The 17,825-nt window shown below is 75.0% G+C and carries 16 protein-coding genes and 2 pseudogenes; 7 read left to right on the top strand and 11 right to left on the bottom strand.

Annotated elements, in window-relative coordinates; genetic code table 11:
- Positions 1-95 precede the first annotated feature (95 nt).
- Positions 96-827 carry a DNA repair protein RecO gene (gene recO, locus MF406_RS11085; RefSeq protein WP_242893296.1) on the top strand — a complete coding sequence of 244 codons (732 nt, stop codon included), beginning with the start codon at positions 96-98 and terminating at the stop codon, positions 825-827.
- A complete protein-coding gene (locus tag MF406_RS11080; protein WP_242893295.1) occupies positions 824-1,609 on the top strand; it encodes an isoprenyl transferase in 786 nt (261 codons plus the stop codon). Before recO ends, MF406_RS11080 begins: the two co-directional genes overlap by 4 nt.
- 31 nt (positions 1,610-1,640) lie before the next feature.
- On the opposite strand, the gene MF406_RS11075 is transcribed toward MF406_RS11080, so the two are convergent.
- Genes MF406_RS11075 through MF406_RS11055 form a run of 5 tightly spaced genes read right to left on the bottom strand, consistent with a single transcriptional unit; the run spans position 1,641 to position 5,242 of the window.
- Positions 1,641-2,204, bottom strand: a complete 564-nt coding sequence (locus MF406_RS11075; RefSeq protein ID WP_242893292.1) for a DedA family protein — start codon at positions 2,202-2,204, stop codon at positions 1,641-1,643.
- Positions 2,197-2,607 (bottom strand): Fur family transcriptional regulator, encoded by a 411-nt coding sequence (locus MF406_RS11070; RefSeq protein WP_242893289.1) that lies wholly within the window; start codon positions 2,605-2,607, stop codon positions 2,197-2,199. Before MF406_RS11070 ends, MF406_RS11075 begins: the two co-directional genes overlap by 8 nt.
- A complete protein-coding gene (locus MF406_RS11065) occupies positions 2,608-3,513 on the bottom strand; it encodes a metal ABC transporter permease (protein ID WP_242893286.1) in 906 nt (301 codons plus the stop codon). It lies immediately after the preceding gene.
- Positions 3,513-4,295, bottom strand: a complete 783-nt coding sequence (locus MF406_RS11060; RefSeq protein ID WP_242893283.1) for a metal ABC transporter ATP-binding protein — start codon at positions 4,293-4,295, stop codon at positions 3,513-3,515. Before MF406_RS11060 ends, MF406_RS11065 begins: the two co-directional genes overlap by 1 nt.
- Positions 4,292-5,242 (bottom strand): metal ABC transporter substrate-binding protein, encoded by a 951-nt coding sequence (locus MF406_RS11055; RefSeq protein ID WP_242893280.1) that lies wholly within the window; start codon positions 5,240-5,242, stop codon positions 4,292-4,294. The genes MF406_RS11060 and MF406_RS11055 overlap by 4 nt, the downstream gene beginning before the upstream one ends.
- Positions 5,243-5,489: 247 nt before the next feature.
- On the opposite strand from MF406_RS11055, the pseudogene MF406_RS19115 reads away from it, so the two are divergent.
- A pseudogene (locus MF406_RS19115) lies at positions 5,490-5,632 on the top strand (ISL3 family transposase); the annotation flags it as partial.
- A 17-nt stretch (positions 5,633-5,649) separates the two neighbouring features.
- On the opposite strand, the gene MF406_RS11045 reads toward MF406_RS19115, so the two are convergent.
- Positions 5,650-5,874: a DUF2283 domain-containing protein gene (locus tag MF406_RS11045; protein WP_242893278.1), complete on the bottom strand. Its 225-nt coding sequence runs from the start codon at positions 5,872-5,874 to the stop codon at positions 5,650-5,652.
- 412 nt (positions 5,875-6,286) lie between these two features.
- Here MF406_RS11045 and MF406_RS11040 point away from each other — a divergent pair, with 412 nt between their 5' ends.
- From MF406_RS11040 to dusB, 3 genes and pseudogenes are all read left to right on the top strand, one after another.
- The gene (locus MF406_RS11040; protein ID WP_242893275.1) at positions 6,287-7,672 is read left to right on the top strand and encodes a glycine--tRNA ligase; all 1,386 of its coding nucleotides are present in this window, start codon (positions 6,287-6,289) and stop codon (positions 7,670-7,672) included.
- Positions 7,673-8,006: 334 nt separating this feature from the next.
- Positions 8,007-9,117, top strand: a pseudogene (locus MF406_RS19110) (YibE/F family protein).
- A gap of 112 nt (positions 9,118-9,229) precedes the next feature.
- Positions 9,230-10,441 carry a tRNA dihydrouridine synthase DusB gene (gene dusB, locus MF406_RS11025; RefSeq protein WP_305852953.1) on the top strand — a complete coding sequence of 404 codons (1,212 nt, stop codon included), beginning with the start codon at positions 9,230-9,232 and terminating at the stop codon, positions 10,439-10,441.
- A gap of 116 nt (positions 10,442-10,557) precedes the next feature.
- Here the strand turns inward: dusB and MF406_RS11020 are convergent, their stop codons facing one another.
- The 5 genes from MF406_RS11020 to MF406_RS11000 all read right to left on the bottom strand — a co-directional run bounded on the left by MF406_RS11020 (position 10,558) and on the right by MF406_RS11000 (position 16,431).
- A complete protein-coding gene (locus MF406_RS11020) occupies positions 10,558-11,310 on the bottom strand; it encodes a Fic family protein (protein WP_242893272.1) in 753 nt (250 codons plus the stop codon).
- Positions 11,310-11,549 carry a hypothetical protein gene (locus MF406_RS11015; RefSeq protein ID WP_242893269.1) on the bottom strand — a complete coding sequence of 80 codons (240 nt, stop codon included), beginning with the start codon at positions 11,547-11,549 and terminating at the stop codon, positions 11,310-11,312. The genes MF406_RS11020 and MF406_RS11015 overlap by 1 nt, the downstream gene beginning before the upstream one ends.
- A gap of 349 nt (positions 11,550-11,898) precedes the next feature.
- Entirely contained in the window at positions 11,899-13,677 is a 1,779-nt protein-coding gene (locus MF406_RS11010; protein ID WP_242893267.1) for an alpha-amylase family glycosyl hydrolase, read from the bottom strand.
- Between the two features lie 267 nt (positions 13,678-13,944).
- Positions 13,945-14,976: a LacI family DNA-binding transcriptional regulator gene (locus tag MF406_RS11005; RefSeq protein WP_242893264.1), complete on the bottom strand. Its 1,032-nt coding sequence runs from the start codon at positions 14,974-14,976 to the stop codon at positions 13,945-13,947.
- A 189-nt stretch (positions 14,977-15,165) separates the two neighbouring features.
- Complete coding sequence (locus MF406_RS11000) at positions 15,166-16,431, bottom strand: hypothetical protein (RefSeq protein WP_242893262.1); 1,266 nt, start codon at positions 16,429-16,431, stop codon at positions 15,166-15,168.
- 110 nt (positions 16,432-16,541) lie between these two features.
- Between MF406_RS11000 and MF406_RS10995 the strand changes: the two genes are divergently transcribed.
- The gene (locus MF406_RS10995) at positions 16,542-17,804 is read left to right on the top strand and encodes a deoxyguanosinetriphosphate triphosphohydrolase (RefSeq protein WP_371744660.1); all 1,263 of its coding nucleotides are present in this window, start codon (positions 16,542-16,544) and stop codon (positions 17,802-17,804) included.
- Positions 17,805-17,825: the final 21 nt, after the last annotated feature.

Here is a 17,825-nt window from a genome sequence, read left to right as displayed (position 1 = left end):
GCGGCCGGTGCCGTGCTGCCCGACGGCGATCGCGACCCTTGCGCCGGCCCGGCGCGGCGGCGGGTGCCCCGCGCCGGGCCTGAGATGATGGCCCGGTGAAGCTCTACCGGGACGAGGCGGTGGTGCTGCGGACCCACAAGCTCGGCGAGGCCGACCGCATCCTCACCCTGCTCACCCGCGAGCACGGCCAGGTCCGCGCCGTCGCCAAGGGCGTGCGCCGCACCACCAGCAAGTTCGGCGCCCGGCTCGAGCCGTTCGGGGTCGTCGACGTCCAGCTCCACACCGGCCGCAGCCTCGACACGGTCACCCAGGTGGACACCATCGCCCCGTACGGCCGCTCCCTCGGCACCGACTACGGCCTGTACACCACGGCGACGGCGATGGTCGAGACGGCCGTCCGGCTCACCGAGGTCGAGCGCGAGCCCGCCCCCCAGCAGTACCTCCTCCTGGTCGGGGCGCTGCACGCCCTGGCCACCCGCCGGCACGCCGCCACCCTGGTGCTGGACTCCTACCTGCTGCGCGCCCTCGCCGTCGCCGGGTGGGCGCCGAGCTGCTACGACTGCGCCCGGTGCGGGGCGCCCGGCCCGCACCGGGCCTGGGCGGTCGCCGTCGGCGGCGCGGTGTGCGACCGGTGCCGCCCGCCGGGCTCCGCGGCGCCCGCCCCGGAGACGATGTCCCTCCTCGGCGCCCTGCTCTCGGGGGACTGGGCCGAGGCCGACGCCGCCGCGCCCCGGCACCGCAAGGAGGTCTCCGGGCTGGTGGCCGCCTACCTCCAGTGGCACCTGGAGCGCCAGCTGCGGTCCCTGCGGCTGGTGGAACGCGCATGACGGCGCCCGTCCCGCCGCCGCCGCACCCCTCCGGCGCCCGCCCGCCGGTGATCGACGCCCGGTTCGTGCCCCGGCACGTCGCCGTCGTCATGGACGGCAACGGCCGGTGGGCCAACGCCCACGGGCTGCCGCGGACCGAGGGCCACAAGGCCGGCGAGGCGGCGCTGCTGGACGTCGTCGCCGGCGCGATCGAGCTTGGCATCAGCCACGTCTCCGCCTACGCCTTCTCCACGGAGAACTGGAAGCGCTCGCCGGAGGAGGTCCGCTTCCTGATGGGGTTCAACCGGGACGTGCTGCACCGGCGGCGGGACCAGATGGACGCCTGGGGGGTGCGGGTGCGGTGGGCCGGGCGCCGGCCCCGGCTGTGGCGCTCGGTGATCGCCGAGCTCGAGCGCGCCGAGGAGCAGACCCGGGCGAACACCGTGTGCACGCTGACCATGTGCGTGAACTACGGCGGGCGCGCCGAGATCGCCGACGCCGCCCGGGCCATCGCGCGGGAGGCGGCCGCGGGCCGGCTGGACCCGGACCGGGTGACCGAGCGGACCGTGGCACGCCACCTGGACGAGCCGGACCTGCCCGACGTGGACATGTTCCTGCGCACCGGCGGGGAGCAGCGCACCTCCAACTTCCTGCTCTGGCAGTCCGCCTACGCCGAGCTGGTCTTCGTCGAGGAAGCCTGGCCGGACGTGGACCGGCGCACCCTGTGGCGGGCGGTGGAGACCTACGCCCGCCGGGACCGCCGCTACGGCGCCGCCGTGGACCGGCCGGCGACGGCGGGGTGAGCGCGGGTACGACGGCGCGGGTCAGGCCCGCCTACCGGCCCCCGGGCCCGCCGCCCGCCGGCCGCTCCGCGGCGTCCGCGAGCAGCACCGGCGCGTCGTCGCCGGCCCGCCGCCGTCGCCGTCGGCGCACCACGACGGCCGCGACGACCACCGCGGCGGCGAGGATCACCGCCAGCCCGGCCGGCGAGCCGGCCGCCGCGGCCAGGGCCGCCGTCCACACCGCCCAGCCGACCGTGGAGTAGATCAGCGCCCAGGCCAGCGCCCCGGGGACCTGGGCGAGGCTGTACCGGCCCCAGCCGATCCGCAGCACCCCGGCGCCGGCGTTGACCATGGTCTGGAAGCCCACCGTGAGGTAGGACAGCGGCACCACGACCAGTCCCCACCGGCGGATCGCGGCGATCCCGCGCTCGGTGCCCTCCCCGGCCAGCCACCGGTGCGCCCGGAGCGCCCACCCGCTCCGCGGCCGCACCCGGGCGAGGGTCTGCTCGGTGACCACCCGCCCCACCCAGTAGGTGGCCTGGCCCCGCAGGGTGGCGCCGGAGTACATGAAGGCGAACACCAGCCAGAAGGGCCAGGAGGCGAGGAAGTCAGGCACGGGCCGCCTCGCGGTGCGCCCGCGCCGCGCACGCGGCGCAGGTGCCGAAGATCTCCGCGGTGTGGTCCACGTCCACGAACCCGTGCTCGACGGCGGTGCGGGCGGCCCACCGCTCGAGGTCCTCCCCGGCCACCTCCTCGGTCCGCCCGCACTCCCGGCAGACCAGGTGGTGGTGGTGCTCGCGCCGGGCGCAGCGGCGGTACAGGCTCTCGCCGTCGTCCGCCCGCAGCACGTCCACCTCGCCGGCGTCGGCCAGGGCCTGCAGCGTGCGGTACACCGTGGCCAGGCCGACGGACTCCCCGGCCGCCCGCAGCGACTCGTGCAGCTGCTGGGCCGAGCGGAAGTCGGCGGTCTGCCCGAGGAGCTCGCTGACCGCCGAGCGCTGCCGCGTCATCCGCACCATCTACCGGACCTCCTCAACCTCGACGTCGTCGGCCACGTCCAGGTGCGGGTCCTGCCCGGTCCCCGGACGGCCGAGCAACGGCCGTACCACCGATGCTACGGCGTAGCCGGCGATGGCCAGCAGGACGATCGTGGCGCCCGGCGCGAGCGGCACGTAGTAGGTGACCGACAGCCCCACCACGCTCACCACCACCCCGACCACCATCGCCAGCGCCATGGTGGCCCGGAAGGAGCGGACCAGGAGCTGGGCCAGGGCCACCGGCACGATCATCAGCGCCGAGACCAGCAGGACCCCGACCACCCGCATGGCCACCGACACGGTCAGCGCCGCGAGCACCGCGACGGTCAGGTTCAGGGCCCGCACCGGCAGCCCGCTGGCCCGGGCGAACTCCTCGTCGTGGCACAGCGCGAACAGCGCCGGCCGCAGCCCCAGGCCCACCGCGAGGATGACGACGGCGAGCCCGACGGTCAGCCACAGGTCCGCCGTCGTCACGGTGGAGACGGACCCGAAGAGGTAGCCGGTGAGGTTGGCCGAGGTGCCCCCGGCGACGCCGATGAGCAGCACGCCGCCGGCGATCCCGCCGTAGAAGATCAGGGCCAGGGCCACGTCCCCGCTGGTCCTGCCGCGGGCCCGGACGGTCTCCACCAGCACCGCGCCCACGACGGCGGCCACCGCGGCGCCGGGGACGGCGAGCGCGTCGTGCGGGGTGAGGGCGGCGGCGTTGCCGACCAGCCAGCCGGCGGCCACCCCGGTCAGGGCCATGTGCCCGATGCCGTCGCCGAGCAGGGCCAGGCGGCGCTGGACGAGGTAGGTGCCGATCACCGGGGCGGCCAGGCCGACCAGCAGGGCGACCAGCAGGGCCCGCTGCATGAGCGGGGTGCTGAGCATGAGGGCGAGGGTGGACATCACCACTCCACGGACAGGTCGGGGGCCACGTGCGCGAGGTCCACGGCGGAGGTGTGCGGGTGGACGTGGTCGTGGTCGGGGTGGGCGTGGCCGGCGGCGGGGGCGGGCGGGGCGCCGTCGTGCACCACGCGGCCGTGCCGGAGGACGACGGCGCGCTGGACCAGGCCGGCGAGCTCGCCGAGCTCGTGCAGCACGACGAGCAGGGTGGTGCCCCGCTCGCGCAGCCCGGTGAGGGTGGCGGCGAGGGCCTCGGCCGAGCCGCGGTCGATGCCGGCGAGCGGCTCGTCCAGGACGAGCAGGTCCGGGCGGCGCACCAGCGCGCGGGCGATCAGGACGCGCTGCTGCTGCCCGCCGGAGAAGGTCTGCACGCTCTCCCCGGCGCGGTCGGCCAGCCCGACCTCGTCCAGCGCCTCCCGGGCCCGGTCCCGCCAGCCGGCGCCGGGGCGCAGCCGCCGGTGGTCCAGCAGGCCGGCGGCGACGACCTCCAGCGCCGTCGCCGGGACGCCGGCGGTGGCGGTGACCCGCTGCGGGGCGTAGCCCACCCGCTGCCAGGGCACCTGCCGGCGGTGGCGCACGTCCGCACCGAACAGCTCGACCGTGCCGCGGGCCGCCGGCAGCGTGCCGAGGACCGCCCGGACGAGGGTGGACTTGCCCGAGCCGTTCGCGCCGAGCAGGGCGACCATCTCGCCGGTGCCGACGGTCAGGTCGATCCCGCGCAGCACGGTGCGGCCGCCGAGGACGACGGCGAGGTCGCGGGCCCGGACCGGCGGGGCGGCGCTCATGCGCACTCCAGCGCGCTGCGCAGGGTGGTGAGGTTGCTGGTCATCACGTCGGCGTAGTCGGCGTCCGGGTCCGCCTGCGCCTCGACCGGGTCCAGGACCGCGGTGGCCAGGCCCAGGTCGTCGGCCAGGGTCTGGGCGACCTCGGGGTTGACCAGGGACTCGGTGAAGATGGTGGTGGTGCCGGCCTCGCGGGCCACCTCGGCCACCTCGCGCAGCCGGGCGGGGGAGGGCTCGGTCTCCGGGTCGAGGCCGGCCAGGCCGACCTGGGTGAGGTCGTAGGCCTCGGCGAGGTAGCCGTAGGCCTCGTGGGCGACGACGATCGTGCGGGTCTGGCACTGGGCGAGGCCCTCGCGGTAGGCGGCGTCGAGGCCGAGGAGGCGCTCGCGCACGTCGGCGGCGCCGGCGGCGTAGGCGTCGGCGTTGTCGGGGTCGGCGGCGCCCAGCTCCTCGCCGACGGCCTCGGCGACCCGGGCGAGGCGGGCCGGGTCCAGCCAGAAGTGCGGGTCGAGGTTGCCGTGGTCGTGGCCGGCGTGGTCCTCGGCTGTGTGGTCCTCCTCGGCCGCGTGGTCGTCCTCGCCGTCCTCCGCCGCGTGCAGGTCCGCGCTGCCGGCGACGTCGAGCGCGTGCTCCGGCTCGGTCTGGGCGACCGCGTCGTCGACGGCGGGCTGGAAGCCGGAGAGGTAGAGCACCGCCCCGGCGCCGGAGAGCCGGGTGACGTCGTTCGGCGAGAGCTCCAGGTCGTGGGGCTCCGCGCCGGCCGGGGTGAGCGAGGAGACCTCCACGTGCTCCCCGCCGACCTCCTGCGCGAGGTACTGCAGCGGGTAGAACGCCGCCAGGACCTCGAGCTTGCCGTCGGGGCTCCTGTCCGGCGCCGCGTCGGCGCTGCAGGCGGCCAGGGGCAGGGCGACGGCGAGGGCCACGGCCCCGCTCAACAGACGGCGCTTCATGAGAGACATTCTCAAGTTTGGTGAGAATCGGTGTCAACCCAGTCAGGGTGAGCATCGTCACCGCGGCACCGGGATCGGGCTGGTCGCCGCTTGCCCACCGGTGCGGCGATCCGAGAACCACCACGAGCGGCTCGTGACCGCGGACGGCGCCAGCACCGGTGGGCCCGTCGCCTTGACCGACGTGCGCACGTCGTGCCGGCTTCTGCACGAGCGGGCCACCGGCACCCCGGCCCGCGTCGGCCGCGCAGGGATAAGCAACGGCCCGACCGAGACGGTCGACGGGCGACGCGAACTGCGCCGCTCCGCCCTGGGCTTCCGCAACCTCACCCACGACATCGCCCGATCCTGCTCGAGGCCGGCGGGTTCCGGGGCCGCCTACGTTCACGACTGCGAAGAGCCCGAAAATCTCATCCCGGTGAACCTTCAGCCAGCAATTCCGCCGTGAGCGCCCGCGACGCTACGAGCACTTCGATGCCCAGAAGATGGCCCTCGACATCGAAATCAAGAGTCACCTGGGACTCGTTGTTCGGCGTCTCGATGAAGGGGACCTGGCGGGTCGCCTCTCCCGGCTCGACCTTCTGCACGAGCGAGATGTAGGCCGCGTCCGCGTCTCTGTCGTATGTGATCCTCATGATTGGCCCCTTCGTCGCGGTGATGATGTTTCTGGGCCAGACGGTGGCACTGCTTGCTGGGGGCGTCAAGGCGTCCCGGAGACGCGTGCGCCGCCTGGCGGCGGCGGTCGTCGGCGGTGAGCGCCGGCACCGGGGACAGATACCGGCCGCCGTCGGCCCGAACGCCGGCACGGCTGCCGGCAAGGGAGAACCGAGCACCCACCGTCGGCGGGGTGTACGGGTGTACCCGCCGTCGGCGGGGTCTACGGGGGCACCCGCCGTCGGGCGGGGTAGGCGCGGACACCGTCGTCGTCGGGGTAGTCCCGGGCGCCCGCCGTCCGGCTGCCGCACCGAACCTTCCCCGCGGCCCGGTAGGTTTGCCCAGACCTCCCGCACCCGCCAGGTGCGGGTCAGCACGAGACCGGAGTGATCAGTGGCTGCAGCCTCCCGCCTGGACAACGTCATCAACCTCGCCAAGCGGCGCGGCTTCGTCTACCCCTCGGGGGAGATCTACGGCGGCACCCGGTCCGCCTGGGACTACGGGCCGCTGGGCGTGGAGCTGAAGGAGAACATCAAGCGCCAGTGGTGGCGCGCGGTGGTGACCTCCCGGGACGACGTCGTCGGGCTGGACTCCGCGATCATCCTGCCGCGGGAGGTCTGGGTCGCCTCCGGCCACGTCGGGGTGTTCACCGACCCGCTCACCGAGTGTCAGGTCTGCCACAAGCGCTTCCGCGCCGACCAGATGCTCGAGGAGTACGAGGAGAAGAAGGGCCGCCCGGCCGAGCACGGGCTGGCCGACATCGTCTGCCCGAACTGCGGCACCCGGGGGCAGTGGACCGAGCCGCGCGACTTCAACATGATGCTCAAGACCTACCTCGGCCCGGTCGAGGACGAGGCCGGGCTGCACTACCTGCGGCCGGAGACCGCGCAGGGCATCTTCGTCAACTTCGCCAACGTCATGACCTCGGCCCGGAAGAAGCCGCCGTTCGGCATCGGGCAGATCGGCAAGTCCTTCCGCAACGAGATCACCCCGGGCAACTTCATCTTCCGCACCCGGGAGTTCGAGCAGATGGAGATGGAGTACTTCGTCGAGCCCGGCACCGACGAGGAATGGCACCAGTACTGGATCGACACCCGCACCCGGTGGTACACCGACCTGGGCATCTCCCGGGAGAACCTGCGCCACTACGAGCACCCTGCGGAGAAGCTCTCCCACTACTCCAAGCGGACGGTGGACATCGAGTACCGGTTCGGCTTCGCCGGCAGCGAGTGGGGGGAGCTCGAGGGCATCGCCAACCGCACCGACTTCGACCTGTCCACCCACACCAAGCACTCCGGGCAGGACCTGAGCTACTTCGACCAGGGCAAGAACGAGCGCTGGGTGCCCTACGTCATCGAGCCCGCCGCCGGGCTGACCCGGTCCCTGATGGCCTTCCTCGTCGACGCCTACACCGAGGACGAGGCCCCCAACACCAAGGGCGGGGTGGACAAGCGCACGGTGCTCCGGCTCGACCCGCGGCTGGCCCCGACCAAGGCGGCCGTCCTGCCGTTGTCCCGCAACGAGCAGCTCTCCCCGGTGGCCCGGGACCTGGCCGCCGAGCTGCGCCAGTACTGGACCGTCGACTTCGACGACGCCGGCGCCGTCGGCCGGCGCTACCGCCGCCAGGACGAGGTCGGCACGCCGTACTGCGTCACCGTGGACTTCGACTCCTTGCAGGACCAGGCGGTCACGGTCCGCGAGCGGGACACGATGGTCCAGGCCCGGGTCGGGCTGGACCAGGTCCGGGGGTACCTGGCCGAGCGCCTGCCCGGCTGCTGAGCCCGACCCGGCCGACGGCGGGCACGCGGCCACGGCGAAGTCCCCGCCTGACCGCGCCTGCTGCCGCTGCTTGACCGCGGCGAGCGCTGGCGCCGCGGCCACAGGGCTTCCTGCCCCTGATCCACCGTGTGTGCCGTCTCGGGCCCGACGCGCGGCGCGTCCTCCCGGTCTGCGGGGCGGCCGGCGGCGAGCATGGGGCGTGCCCCGCTCACACCACCACCTGCGCGCCGGTGCGGCCGCCACCCTCGCCCCCGCCGAGGCACGCCGCGCGCGCCGCATCCTGGCCGCGCTCGTTGTCCCGCTGCTCCTGGCGACCGTCGTCGCGCTGGTGGCGATGTGGCCGCGCGGCGAAACCCCGATGGGGTCCGTCCCGCTGGCCGGCACCGGGATGACGATCGAGACGGGCACGGTCGTCGAGGTCGTCGGCTCCGGGGAGCCCGGGGCCACCGCGGACGGTCAGGTGCGGGCCGAGCTGGCGACCGGGGAGCAGGCGGGCCAGGTGGTGCCGGTGCAGGTGCCGCCGGAGATCATGGCCAACGGCATGGAGGCCGGCGACCGGGTGCGCCTGCTGTTCAGCCCCTCCGCCATGGGGACCGGCAGCCCCTACGTCTTCTGGGACTTCGAGCGCGGCGCCCCGGTGGCATGGTTGGCGGCGCTGTACGCGGTGGTCGTTCTCGCGGTCGCGCGCTGGCGCGGGCTCGCCGCGATGGTCGGGCTCGCCGGCTCGCTCGGCGTCATCGTGGTCTTCGTCATCCCGGCGATCATGCTCGGGCAGCCGCCGCTGCTGGTCGCCCTGGTCGGTTCGGCGGCGATGATGTTCCTGTCCGTGTACCTCGCCCACGGCGTCTCCATCCGGACGACGACGGCGCTGCTCGGGACGTTCGTCGGCCTCGGCCTCACCGTGGCCCTGGCGGCGTGGGGCACGCGGTCCGCCAACCTCACCGGTACCAGCTCGGAGCAGTCCCTGATCCTGCTGGCTACCTTCCCGCACCTGTCGCTGACCGACGTGCTGCTGTGCGGCATGGTCATCGCCGGCCTCGGCGCGCTCAACGACGTCACGATCACGCAGGCCTCAGCGGTATGGGAGCTGCACGCCGCGAACCCCGCCCTGACCCGCCGGCGCCTCTTCGCGCGCGGCATGCGCATCGGCCGACCACATCGCGTCGACGGTCTACACCTTGGCGTTCGCCTACGTGGGCACCGCGCTGCCGGTGCTCATGGCGGCCGCGCTCATGGACCGCACCGCCCTCGACACCCTGATGGCCGGGGAGATCGCGGAGGAGGTCGTCCGCACGCTCGTGTCCTCGGTCGGCCTGGTCCTGGCGATCCCGGTGACGACGGGGATCGCCGCCGCCCTGGTCCGCGCCAGCCGGCCGGGTCGGGCCGACGACGGCGACGCCCCTGCCGAGGCAGCGGCGCGCGACGTCCCCGCCGGGTCGCGGTGACCGCCGCCGGGTCCCGCTGACCGCCGCCGGGTCCTGCTGACCGCCACCGGATGCGGCACGGCTCCGCCGGCCGTCGGCTGTCCCGGGGGCCGAGAGCAGCGACAATGGCGCGGTGAGCGTTCTGCAGGTCGGACCGGTGAGCGTGGGGAGCCCCGTGGTCCTGGCCCCCATGGCCGGCGTGACGAACCCGCCCTTCCGGAAGCTGTGCCGCGAGGCCGGCGTCGAGGGCCTGCCGGTCGGTGCCGCGCCGGCCGTGCCGGGGTCGCACGCGCCCGCCGGGCTGTACGTCACGGAGATGGTCACCTCCCGTGCGCTCGTCGAGCGCACCCCGGAGACGATGCGGCTGATCGCCGCCGACCCGGACGAGCCGGTCCGCTCCGTCCAGCTCTACGGCGTCGACCCGGCCACCGTCGCGGCCGCCGTGCGCATCCTGGTCGAGGAGGACCGGGCCGACCACGTCGACCTCAACTTCGGCTGCCCGGTGCCCAAGGTCACCCGCAAGGGCGGGGGAGCGGCGCTGCCGTGGAAGCGGGACCTCTTCGCGGCCATCGTCACCGCCGCCGTCGGGGCGGCCCGGGCGGCGTCCGCCGGGCGGGACCACGAGGTCCCCGTCACGGTGAAGATGCGGATGGGCATCGACGAGGACCACCTCACCTACCTCGACGCCGGGCGCCTGGCCGAGCGGGCCGGCGTGGCCGCCGTCGCCCTGCACGCCCGCACCGCGGCCCAGCACTACTCCGGCCAGGCCCGGTGGGCGGCGGTGGCCCGGCTGAAGGAGGCGGTCCGCAGCGTCCCGGTGCTCGGCAACGGGGACGTCTGGTCCGCCGAGGACGCCCTGGAGATGATGCGGGTCACCGGGTGCGACGGCGTGGTCGTCGGCCGCGGCTGCCAGGGCCGGCCCTGGCTGTTCACCGACCTCGTCGCCGCCAGCCACGGCGCCGCCCGGCGGGTCACGCCGGGGCTCGGCGAGGTCGCCGCCGTCGTCCGCCGGCACGCCGAGCTCATGGTGGCGCACTTCGGCGAGGAGGGGCGGGCGCTGCGGGAGATGCGCAAGCACATGGCCTGGTACCTCAAGGGCTACGTCGCCGGCGGCCAGGCCCGGCACGACCTGGGCCTGGTGTCCTCCCGCGCCGAGCTCGACGAGCGCCTGGCCGCCCTGGACCTGGACCAGCCCTACCCCGGCGCCGCGGCCGAGGGCCCGCGCGGCCGGGCGGGCAGCCCGCGGCAGCCGCACCTCCCCGACGGCTGGCTGACCAGCCAGGACGTGGACGAGGCGGTCCGCGGCGTCCTCACCGAGGCCGAGCTGGCGGTCTCGGGCGGCTGATCGCCGCCGTCACGTACCGGCCGGCCCAGCGCCGACGGCGGGGCCCGATGGCGAGCACTACCTAGCTGTTACGGCATGCTCAACGGCAGCGTCGTCGTGGTGTTCTTCTGCAGGGCTCAGCTGCCGGGGTTCTGGCCTGTCGCCTCCCCGGCACCGCGCGGGTAGGACGCGGGCCCGGCGGCATGGCCGGCATCCGACCCGTCGCCGGCATCCGACCCGTCCGCCGGGGCCGGCGGCCGCTCCCTGGGCTGCGTCATCGCGTAGAACACCGGAACCAAGGAGCCGGGCACCGGGTCGTAGCTGCCCAGGTCCGGGCTCGACAGCATCGAGGCTTGGTTCCAGATCTCCGCGCTCACCCCGGACACCTTCGGGCTGTAGTCGATCCTCCACCGGCTCAGCTCCGCAACGTGCTGCATGAACAACTTCGAGGCGCGGCCGTTGCCCTCCCGGAACGGATGCGCAGTATTGACGTAGGCGAACGTCCTTGCCGCCGCGGCGGCGAATTCCCTGCGGTCGAGGTTTGCCCAGTCGGTCAGGTGGATCACGCGCGCCGCGTCGGCTAGGTACTGGTCGATCTGCGAGGGTTCGGCAAAGTTGCTCCACCCCTTGGCCATCCCGACGGTCCGGTATTCCCCCGCCCACTCGTACACGTTGCCGAACAGGTGCCGGTGGATCGCGCGCAGGTGCTCGGCGTCATAAGTCCTGGGGACCCGCACCCGTCCGGTGACCAGCTCGTCCCAGCGCCGCGCAGTCTCGCGGTACTCCCGACGCGCTAGGACACCAGCATCCCGCTCTCCGTAGAGATTGCGCAGGACGGTGCCGCCCGGCTCCCAGAAGTATGAGTCCCAGCTGGCGAACCGGCCAGCCATCAGCCGGCGATCGCCTGCGCCCTGCCCCGAGCGATCGCGGCCTCGGTGCGCCGGTCGTACTCGGCGTCATCGATGACGCCACGCTTCCACGCGATCAGGTCCTCAACGTCAGTCCGGTTGGGGACCCAGCCCTCGTGCCAGCTGCTGGCGAAGTTGCTCACCACCTCGCGACGCTCCGCGTCGCTCAGCGGGGCGAACAGCTCGGGCCAGCTGCCCTCGATGTCGAACTCGGCGGCCACCTCGGGTCTCCCCTCTCTCGGGTCTCGTCGCCCAGTCTACCGGACCAACTGAAAAAGCTCTAGGGTGAGTTTCGGTTGGCTTATAGTTTGGTGGATGGTGTTTGTGCACTGGACGGGGTGTGCCTACTGGCTTCGTATAGCTGGCGGAAGCCGACGCACGGGTCCACCATTCGATAAGTCGTTCTGATCTAGGCCGGTGGCATCGAGACGTTGTGAGCGGCAGAGAGGCTGACGGCCGGGAACCGATACAGATTCCCATGCCATCAGCTCCGCTGGTTGTTGGGTCGCTGCTTGCTTCTCTTGCTCGAGAGCATCCGGCGGTCACGCGGACGTCAGGCGGCCCGTCCGGCTACCGGTCGACGACCGCCCAGGCCGTGGTGTCCGCCGGGACCAGCCAGCCGTCGCCGTCCTCCTGCAGGGCCTCGCTCGCCAGCAGCAGCCGGGCCCCGGCCGGCAGCGCGACGGGCTGCTCCCCGAGGTTGGCGAGCACCAGGACGTCGGGACGCTCAGGCCCGCCGGCCGGGGCGTTGACCAGGGCCACCACGTCGTCGGTGCGGTGCTCGGGCAGCCAGGACAGCGTGCCGGCGCCGAGGCCGAGCTCGCGGCGGCGGGCCAGCGCCGAGCGGTACAGCTCCAGCGTGGACCCGGCCCGGCCGGTCTGGGCGTCGACCGCGTAGCCGGCCCAGTCGGCCGGCTGCGGCAGCCAGGTCGCCCCGGTGGGGGAGAAGCCGTACCCGGGCTCGGTGGCCGCCCAGGGCAGCGGGACGCGGCAGCCGTCGCGGCCCTTCTCCGCCCCGCCGGTGCGGGCGAAGGCCGGGTCCTGCCGGACGGCGTCGGGCAGCGCGGTGTGCTCGGGCAGCCCGAGCTCCTCGCCCTGGTAGAGGTAGGCCGAGCCGGGCAGGGCCAGCATGAGCAGGCTCGCCGCGCGGGCGCGGCGCAGCCCGAGCGCGCGGTCGGGCTGGACGTCCTCGGCGCCGATGCCGTTGGGGCCCTTGCCGGTCACCGGCAGCCCCAGACGCGAGGCGGGCCGGACGACGTCGTGGTTGGACAGCACCCAGGTCGTCGGTGCCCCGACGGCGTCGTTGGCCCGGTAGGAGCGGGTGATGCACCCGCGCAGCTCCTCGGCCGACCAGTGCGCGATCAGGAAGGCGAAGTTGAAGGCCTGGTGCATCTCGTCGGGGCGGACGTACCGGGCGAGCCGCTCGATGGGGGCCACCCACGCCTCGGCCACCAGGATCCGGTCGCCGTCGTACTCGGCCAGGACCCGGCGCCAGTCGCGGTAGATCTCGTGCACGCCGTCCTGGTCGAACATGGGCGGCCGGGCGTGGCCGGGCGAGCCGTCGGCCGTGACGCCCGCGGGCTCCTCCGCGCCCTCGACCATCTCCACCTCGCCGGACCAGTCCGGCAGGCCGGGGGCCTTGACCAGGCCGTGGGCGACGTCGACCCGGAAGCCGTCCACGCCGCGGTCCAGCCAGAACCGCAGCACCGAGATCAGCTCGGCCCGCACCTCGGGGTTGTCCCAGTTCAGGTCCGGCTGCTTGGTGTCGAACATGTGCAGGTACCACTGCCCGTCCTCGGCCCACGGGCTCCCCGGGGCGTCGGCGCGGTCCCGCACCCGGGTCCAGGCGCCGCTGCCGAAGACCGACTGCCAGTTGTTCGGCGGCTCCTCGCCGGTCTCGCCCTGGCCCTCGCGGAAGATGTAGCGGTCGCGCTCGGGGCTGCCCGGGCCGGCCGCGAGGGCCGCCCGGAACCAGGCGTGCTCGTCCGAGGTGTGATTCGGGACGAGGTCGACGATGACCCGCAGGCCCAGCTCGTGGGCCCGGGCGAGGAGCGCGTCGACGTCGGCCAGCGTGCCGAAGCGGGGGTCGACGTCGCGGTAGTCGGCGACGTCGTACCCGCCGTCGGCCTGCGGGGAGCGGTAGAACGGGGAGAGCCACAGGGCGTCCACGCCAAGCGCGGCCAGGTGGTCCAGCCGGGCGGTGATCCCCGGCAGGTCGCCCATGCCGTCGCCGTCGGAGTCGGCGAAGGAGCGGGGGTAGACCTGGTAGATGACGGCGTGGCGCCACCACCGGTCGGCGGCGTCGGCGTCCGGGGCGGCGGTGATCAGCTCGGTGGTGGCGTGGGGCACGGTGCTCCTTCTCGGGTTGGTGCTGGTCGGGGTCGTCGGCCGGGGGCTGGCTGAGGTGCGTCGGACGGTTGGGGGTAGGCGGCTCGGACGGGCTGGACGGGCTGGGAGTGCGCGGCAGGCTACCGGCGGACCGACCGGCGGCCCGCTTCAGGTTGGTGCCCGTCCCGGGACAGTGGCCGCCCCGACCCCGGTGCCGGCCGCGAGGCCGGTGCCCGGTCCCGGGACGCCGTCCGTGCCGGCTGCCGCGGCCCCCGGCGTACCCGCCCGTCAGTACATCGAGGCGTGCCGGACGCCGGGCGCGGCGCCGGTGGACCCGCGGACGATGAGCTCGGGTACGAACAGCAGGTCCGTGCACGGGACCTCCCGCCCCCTGATCTGGGCGACAAGTGTAGCGACGGCGGCCTGGCAGATGGCCTCCACGGGTTGCCGGACGGTGGTCAGCGGCGGGTCGGTGAAGGCGATCAGCCGGGAGTCGTCGTAGCCGACGACGGACCGGTCCGCGGGCACCGCGAGCCCGCGGCTGCGGGCCGCCCGGACCGCGCCCAGGGCCATCAGGTCCGAGCCGCAGATGATGGCGGTGCAGCCGGCGTCGAGCAGCTGCCCGGCGGCGCTCGTGCCGCCCTCGACGGTGAACAGGGCGGTGACCACCGGCGGGTCGGTCTCCTCCAGGTAGCTGGCCATCGCCGTGCGGAACCCATCCCGCTTGCCCTGGGACGGCACGAACCGCGAGGGCCCGACGGCCAGCCCGATGGCGCGGTGCCCCTGGGACGCCAGGTGCCGCACCGCGATGTCCATCGCGCCCCGGTCGTCGGTGGAGAAGCTCGGCGCCTCGACCGCCGGGTTGTGCCCGTTCACCAGGACGAACGGGACCTCCCGCTCGCGCAGCCGGCGGTAGCGGGCCGGGTCGGCCTGGGTGTCGGCGTGCAGGCCGGAGACGAAGATGATGCCGTCGACGCCGTGCTCGAGCAGCATCTCGACGTACTGGTCCTCGGTGATGCCGCCGGGGGACTGGGTGCAGAGCAGCGGGGTGTACCCGGCGGTGGCGAGGGTGGTCTCGGTGGCCTGGGCGAACGCGGGGAAGACCGGGTTGTCCAGCTCGGGCAGGACCAGCCCGACGAGCCCGGCGGACCGTGACCGCAGCTTCTCCGGCCGCTCGTAGCCGAGCAGGTCCAGGGCGGCCAGCACGGCCTGGCGGGTCTGCCCGGCGACGCCGGCCTTGCCGTTGAGCACCCGGGAGACGGTGGCGGTGCTCACGCCTGCCTGCTCGGCGACGTCGGCCAGCCTCGTGCGTCCGTGCATTCCGACCTTCTTCTCCCCGGGCCCTGCCGCTCCCTCGTCGGCGCTGCTGCCGGCCCGTGGAACTGCTGCCTGCAACTTACGGCAACGCGGTACAGGGGCGCACATCCCGGCCGGGCGCCTGGTGGCGGTGCGGCCGGCTCCGGGCCCGCTCCGGTCGGCCCCCGCCCGGTCAGCGCCGACCGGCTGGGGTCAGCGCGGCGCCAGCCAGACGGTGGTCTCGGCCGGCACGACCACCCGGTCGCCGTCGGCCAGCGGCACCGGGCCGCTGGCGTGGATCAGCTCCCGGGAGGTGGCGACCGAGACTCTGGCGCCGGTGAGGTTGACGACGGCGATGAGGTCGCCGCTGAGCAGGACGAGCGTGTCCGGGCCGGTGGCGTCGTCCACCCAGGCCAGCGGGCCGGTGCCCAGCCGCAGCTCGTGCCGCAGCCCGAGCGCGCGCCGGACCACCTCGTACCGGCTGCCCGGGACCCCGCGCTGCTCCTGCGCCGCGGCGCTGACCCGGGCGACCGCCGCCGCGACCGGCCCGGGGCCCGGGTCGACGCCGGGGCCGTCCCCCTGGCGCAGGTAGACCGCACCGGGCAGGGCGAGCATGAGCAAGGTCATCGCCGCCGCTCGCCGCTCGCGGGTCTCGGCCGGGACCGCCCACGCAGGCGGGCCCGCCTCCGGCCCGAGCCGGTGGAGCTGCCAGCCGCCCGTCGTCCCGACGGCGTCGCGGTGGGTGAAGGCGTCGGTGACCGCCTCGCGGAGCGCGCCGGCGTCCCACGGGGCCAGGGCGAGCCGGTCGTCGCGGGTGATGTGCAGCCACTCCTCCCGCAGCCGGGCGAGCAGGTGCTCCCGGTCCCGGCCGGACGCGGCGCCGGTGAGGACGCCCTCCTCGGACCGGCCGGCCACCAGCGCCTGCAGCGCGCCGATCGGCAGCCCGTCGGCGCCGCGCAGGTCGATGCCGTCGACGCCGTGGTCCAGCCACGCCCCGGCCGCCCCGAGGAGGTCCTCCGGCGGCGCGGCGTCGAGCGCGACGATGACGCGCAGCCCGCGCTGGTGGGCCCGGCGGACGAGCTCGGTCACGGCCGCGCGGGCCGGCTCGGCGGCCGGGTCCAGGCCGGGGCACCACACCTGCAGGGCGTCCACACCGAGCCGGGACAGGTGGGTCATGTCGGCGGCGAGCGCGGCGAGGCCGGGGACGTCGGCGAGGCCGGGGACCTCGGTCACGACCGCGCTGTGCCACCACGGAGCCGGGCTGGGGGAGCGGCGGTGGACCAGGGTGGTGGTCAGCACGCCGGTGAGGGCCGGGCCGGCCGGCGCGGTCTCGTCCGGGGCGCCGGGCTCCGCGGTCTCGCCGGGGGCGACGGCCGGGGCGGTCTGGTCCGGGCCCGGCGGGGCGGTCTCCGCCGGGGCTTCGTCGGCCGCCGTCGGGACGGCCTCGGCCGGGGGTTGCGGTACCCGCGCGTCCGTCATCCCCACATTGTCGCCCATGCCGGCGCCGACGGCGGCCGGCTCGGTAGGCTCGCGACGTGCCCGCCCGCCCCGCCACCGGCCGGGCGCCGGCCGCGGCCGGCGCCCGGGAGCTGCGGCCCTACACCGCCCGGGACCAGGAGCGGTGGTGGCCCGAGGAGGGCAAGAACCCGCGGCGCACGCCGTTCGAGCGGGACCGGGCCCGGGTGCTGCACTCCTCGGCGCTGCGGCGCCTGGGCGCCAAGACCCAGGTCCTCGGGCCGGCCAGCGACGACTTCGTCCGGACCCGGCTGACCCACTCCCTGGAGGTGGCCCAGGTCGGCCGCGAGCTCGGCAAGGCCCTGGGCTGCGACCCGGACGTGGTGGACACCGCCTGCCTGGCGCACGACCTCGGCCACCCCCCGTTCGGGCACAACGGGGAGCGGGCGCTGGACGAGGTCGCGGCCGCCGTCGGCGGGTTCGAGGGCAACGCCCAGACGCTGCGGCTGCTGGTCCGCCTGGAGCCCAAGGTCTTCACCGCCACCGGCGAGCCGGTCGGCCTCAACCTCACCCGGGCCAGCCTGGACGCCGCCACCAAGTACCCCTGGCCGGCCGGCGGCGGGCCGCGCGCCGCCGACGGCACCAGCACCCGGAAGTTCGGCGTCTACGCCGACGACGCCGCCGCCTTCGCCTGGCTGCGGCGCGGCGCCCCGGAGCGGCGGCGCTGCCTGGAGGCGCAGGTGATGGACCTCTCCGACGACGTCTCCTACTCCGTGCACGACGTGGAGGACGCCGTGGTCGGCGGCCGGGTGGACCTGATGGCGCTGGGCCGGGCGGCGGAGCAGGAGCGCGTGGTCGCCCAGGTGCGGGCCTGGTACGACCCGGCCGTCAGCGACGACGAGCTCGGTGCGGCCCTCGAGCGGCTGCTGGCGAACCCGATCTGGGTGCGCTCCTACGACGGGTCCCGCCGCGACCTGGCCCGGCTCAAGGACATGACCAGCCAGCTCATCGGCCGGTTCTGCGGGGCGGCGGAGGCCGCCACCCGGGAGGCCTACGGCCCCGGGCCGCTCACCCGCTACGCCGCGGACCTGGTGGTCCCGGCGGCGACGGCGGCGGAGATCCTCGTGCTCAAGGGCGTCGCCGCGCTGTACGTCATGGCCCCGCGCGAGCACGAGCCGCTCTACCTGGCCCAGCGCACGATCCTGTTCGACCTGGTCGACGCGCTGGCTTCCACCGGGCCGGCCCACCTCGAGCCGCCGTTCGCGGCGGACTACCGGGCCGCCGCGGACGACGGCGCCCGGCTGCGGGTGGTCATCGACCAGGTCGCCTCGCTCACCGACACCTCCGCCCAGCAGTGGCACGCCCGGCTGTGCGGGATGCTGTCGGAGGTCTACTGACGGGCGGGCCGCCGACGGCCC

This window comes from Georgenia sp. TF02-10, assembly GCF_022759505.1.
Lineage (GTDB): Bacteria > Actinomycetota > Actinomycetes > Actinomycetales > Actinomycetaceae > TF02-10.
The sequence above is the reverse complement of the archived record's forward strand: the minus strand, read 5'-3'. Positions and strand labels throughout refer to the sequence as shown.

What these genes read in the sequence shown, in the direction of transcription:
- MF406_RS11080 (WP_242893295.1), top strand. Translation starts at nt 824, where the DNA reads ATGACGGCGCCCGTCCCGCCGCCGCCGCACCCCTCCGGCGCCCGCCCG.
- MF406_RS11070 (WP_242893289.1), bottom strand. Translation starts at nt 2,607, where the DNA reads ATGGTGCGGATGACGCGGCAGCGCTCGGCGGTCAGCGAGCTCCTCGGG.
- MF406_RS11065 (WP_242893286.1), bottom strand. Translation starts at nt 3,513, where the DNA reads ATGTCCACCCTCGCCCTCATGCTCAGCACCCCGCTCATGCAGCGGGCC.
- MF406_RS11060 (WP_242893283.1), bottom strand. Translation starts at nt 4,295, where the DNA reads ATGAGCGCCGCCCCGCCGGTCCGGGCCCGCGACCTCGCCGTCGTCCTC.
- MF406_RS11055 (WP_242893280.1), bottom strand. Translation starts at nt 5,242, where the DNA reads ATGAAGCGCCGTCTGTTGAGCGGGGCCGTGGCCCTCGCCGTCGCCCTG.
- MF406_RS11045 (WP_242893278.1), bottom strand. Translation starts at nt 5,874, where the DNA reads ATGAGGATCACATACGACAGAGACGCGGACGCGGCCTACATCTCGCTC.
- MF406_RS11020 (WP_242893272.1), bottom strand. Translation starts at nt 11,310, where the DNA reads ATGGCTGGCCGGTTCGCCAGCTGGGACTCATACTTCTGGGAGCCGGGC.
- MF406_RS11005 (WP_242893264.1), bottom strand. Translation starts at nt 14,976, where the DNA reads ATGCACGGACGCACGAGGCTGGCCGACGTCGCCGAGCAGGCAGGCGTG.
- MF406_RS11000 (WP_242893262.1), bottom strand. Translation starts at nt 16,431, where the DNA reads ATGACGGACGCGCGGGTACCGCAACCCCCGGCCGAGGCCGTCCCGACG.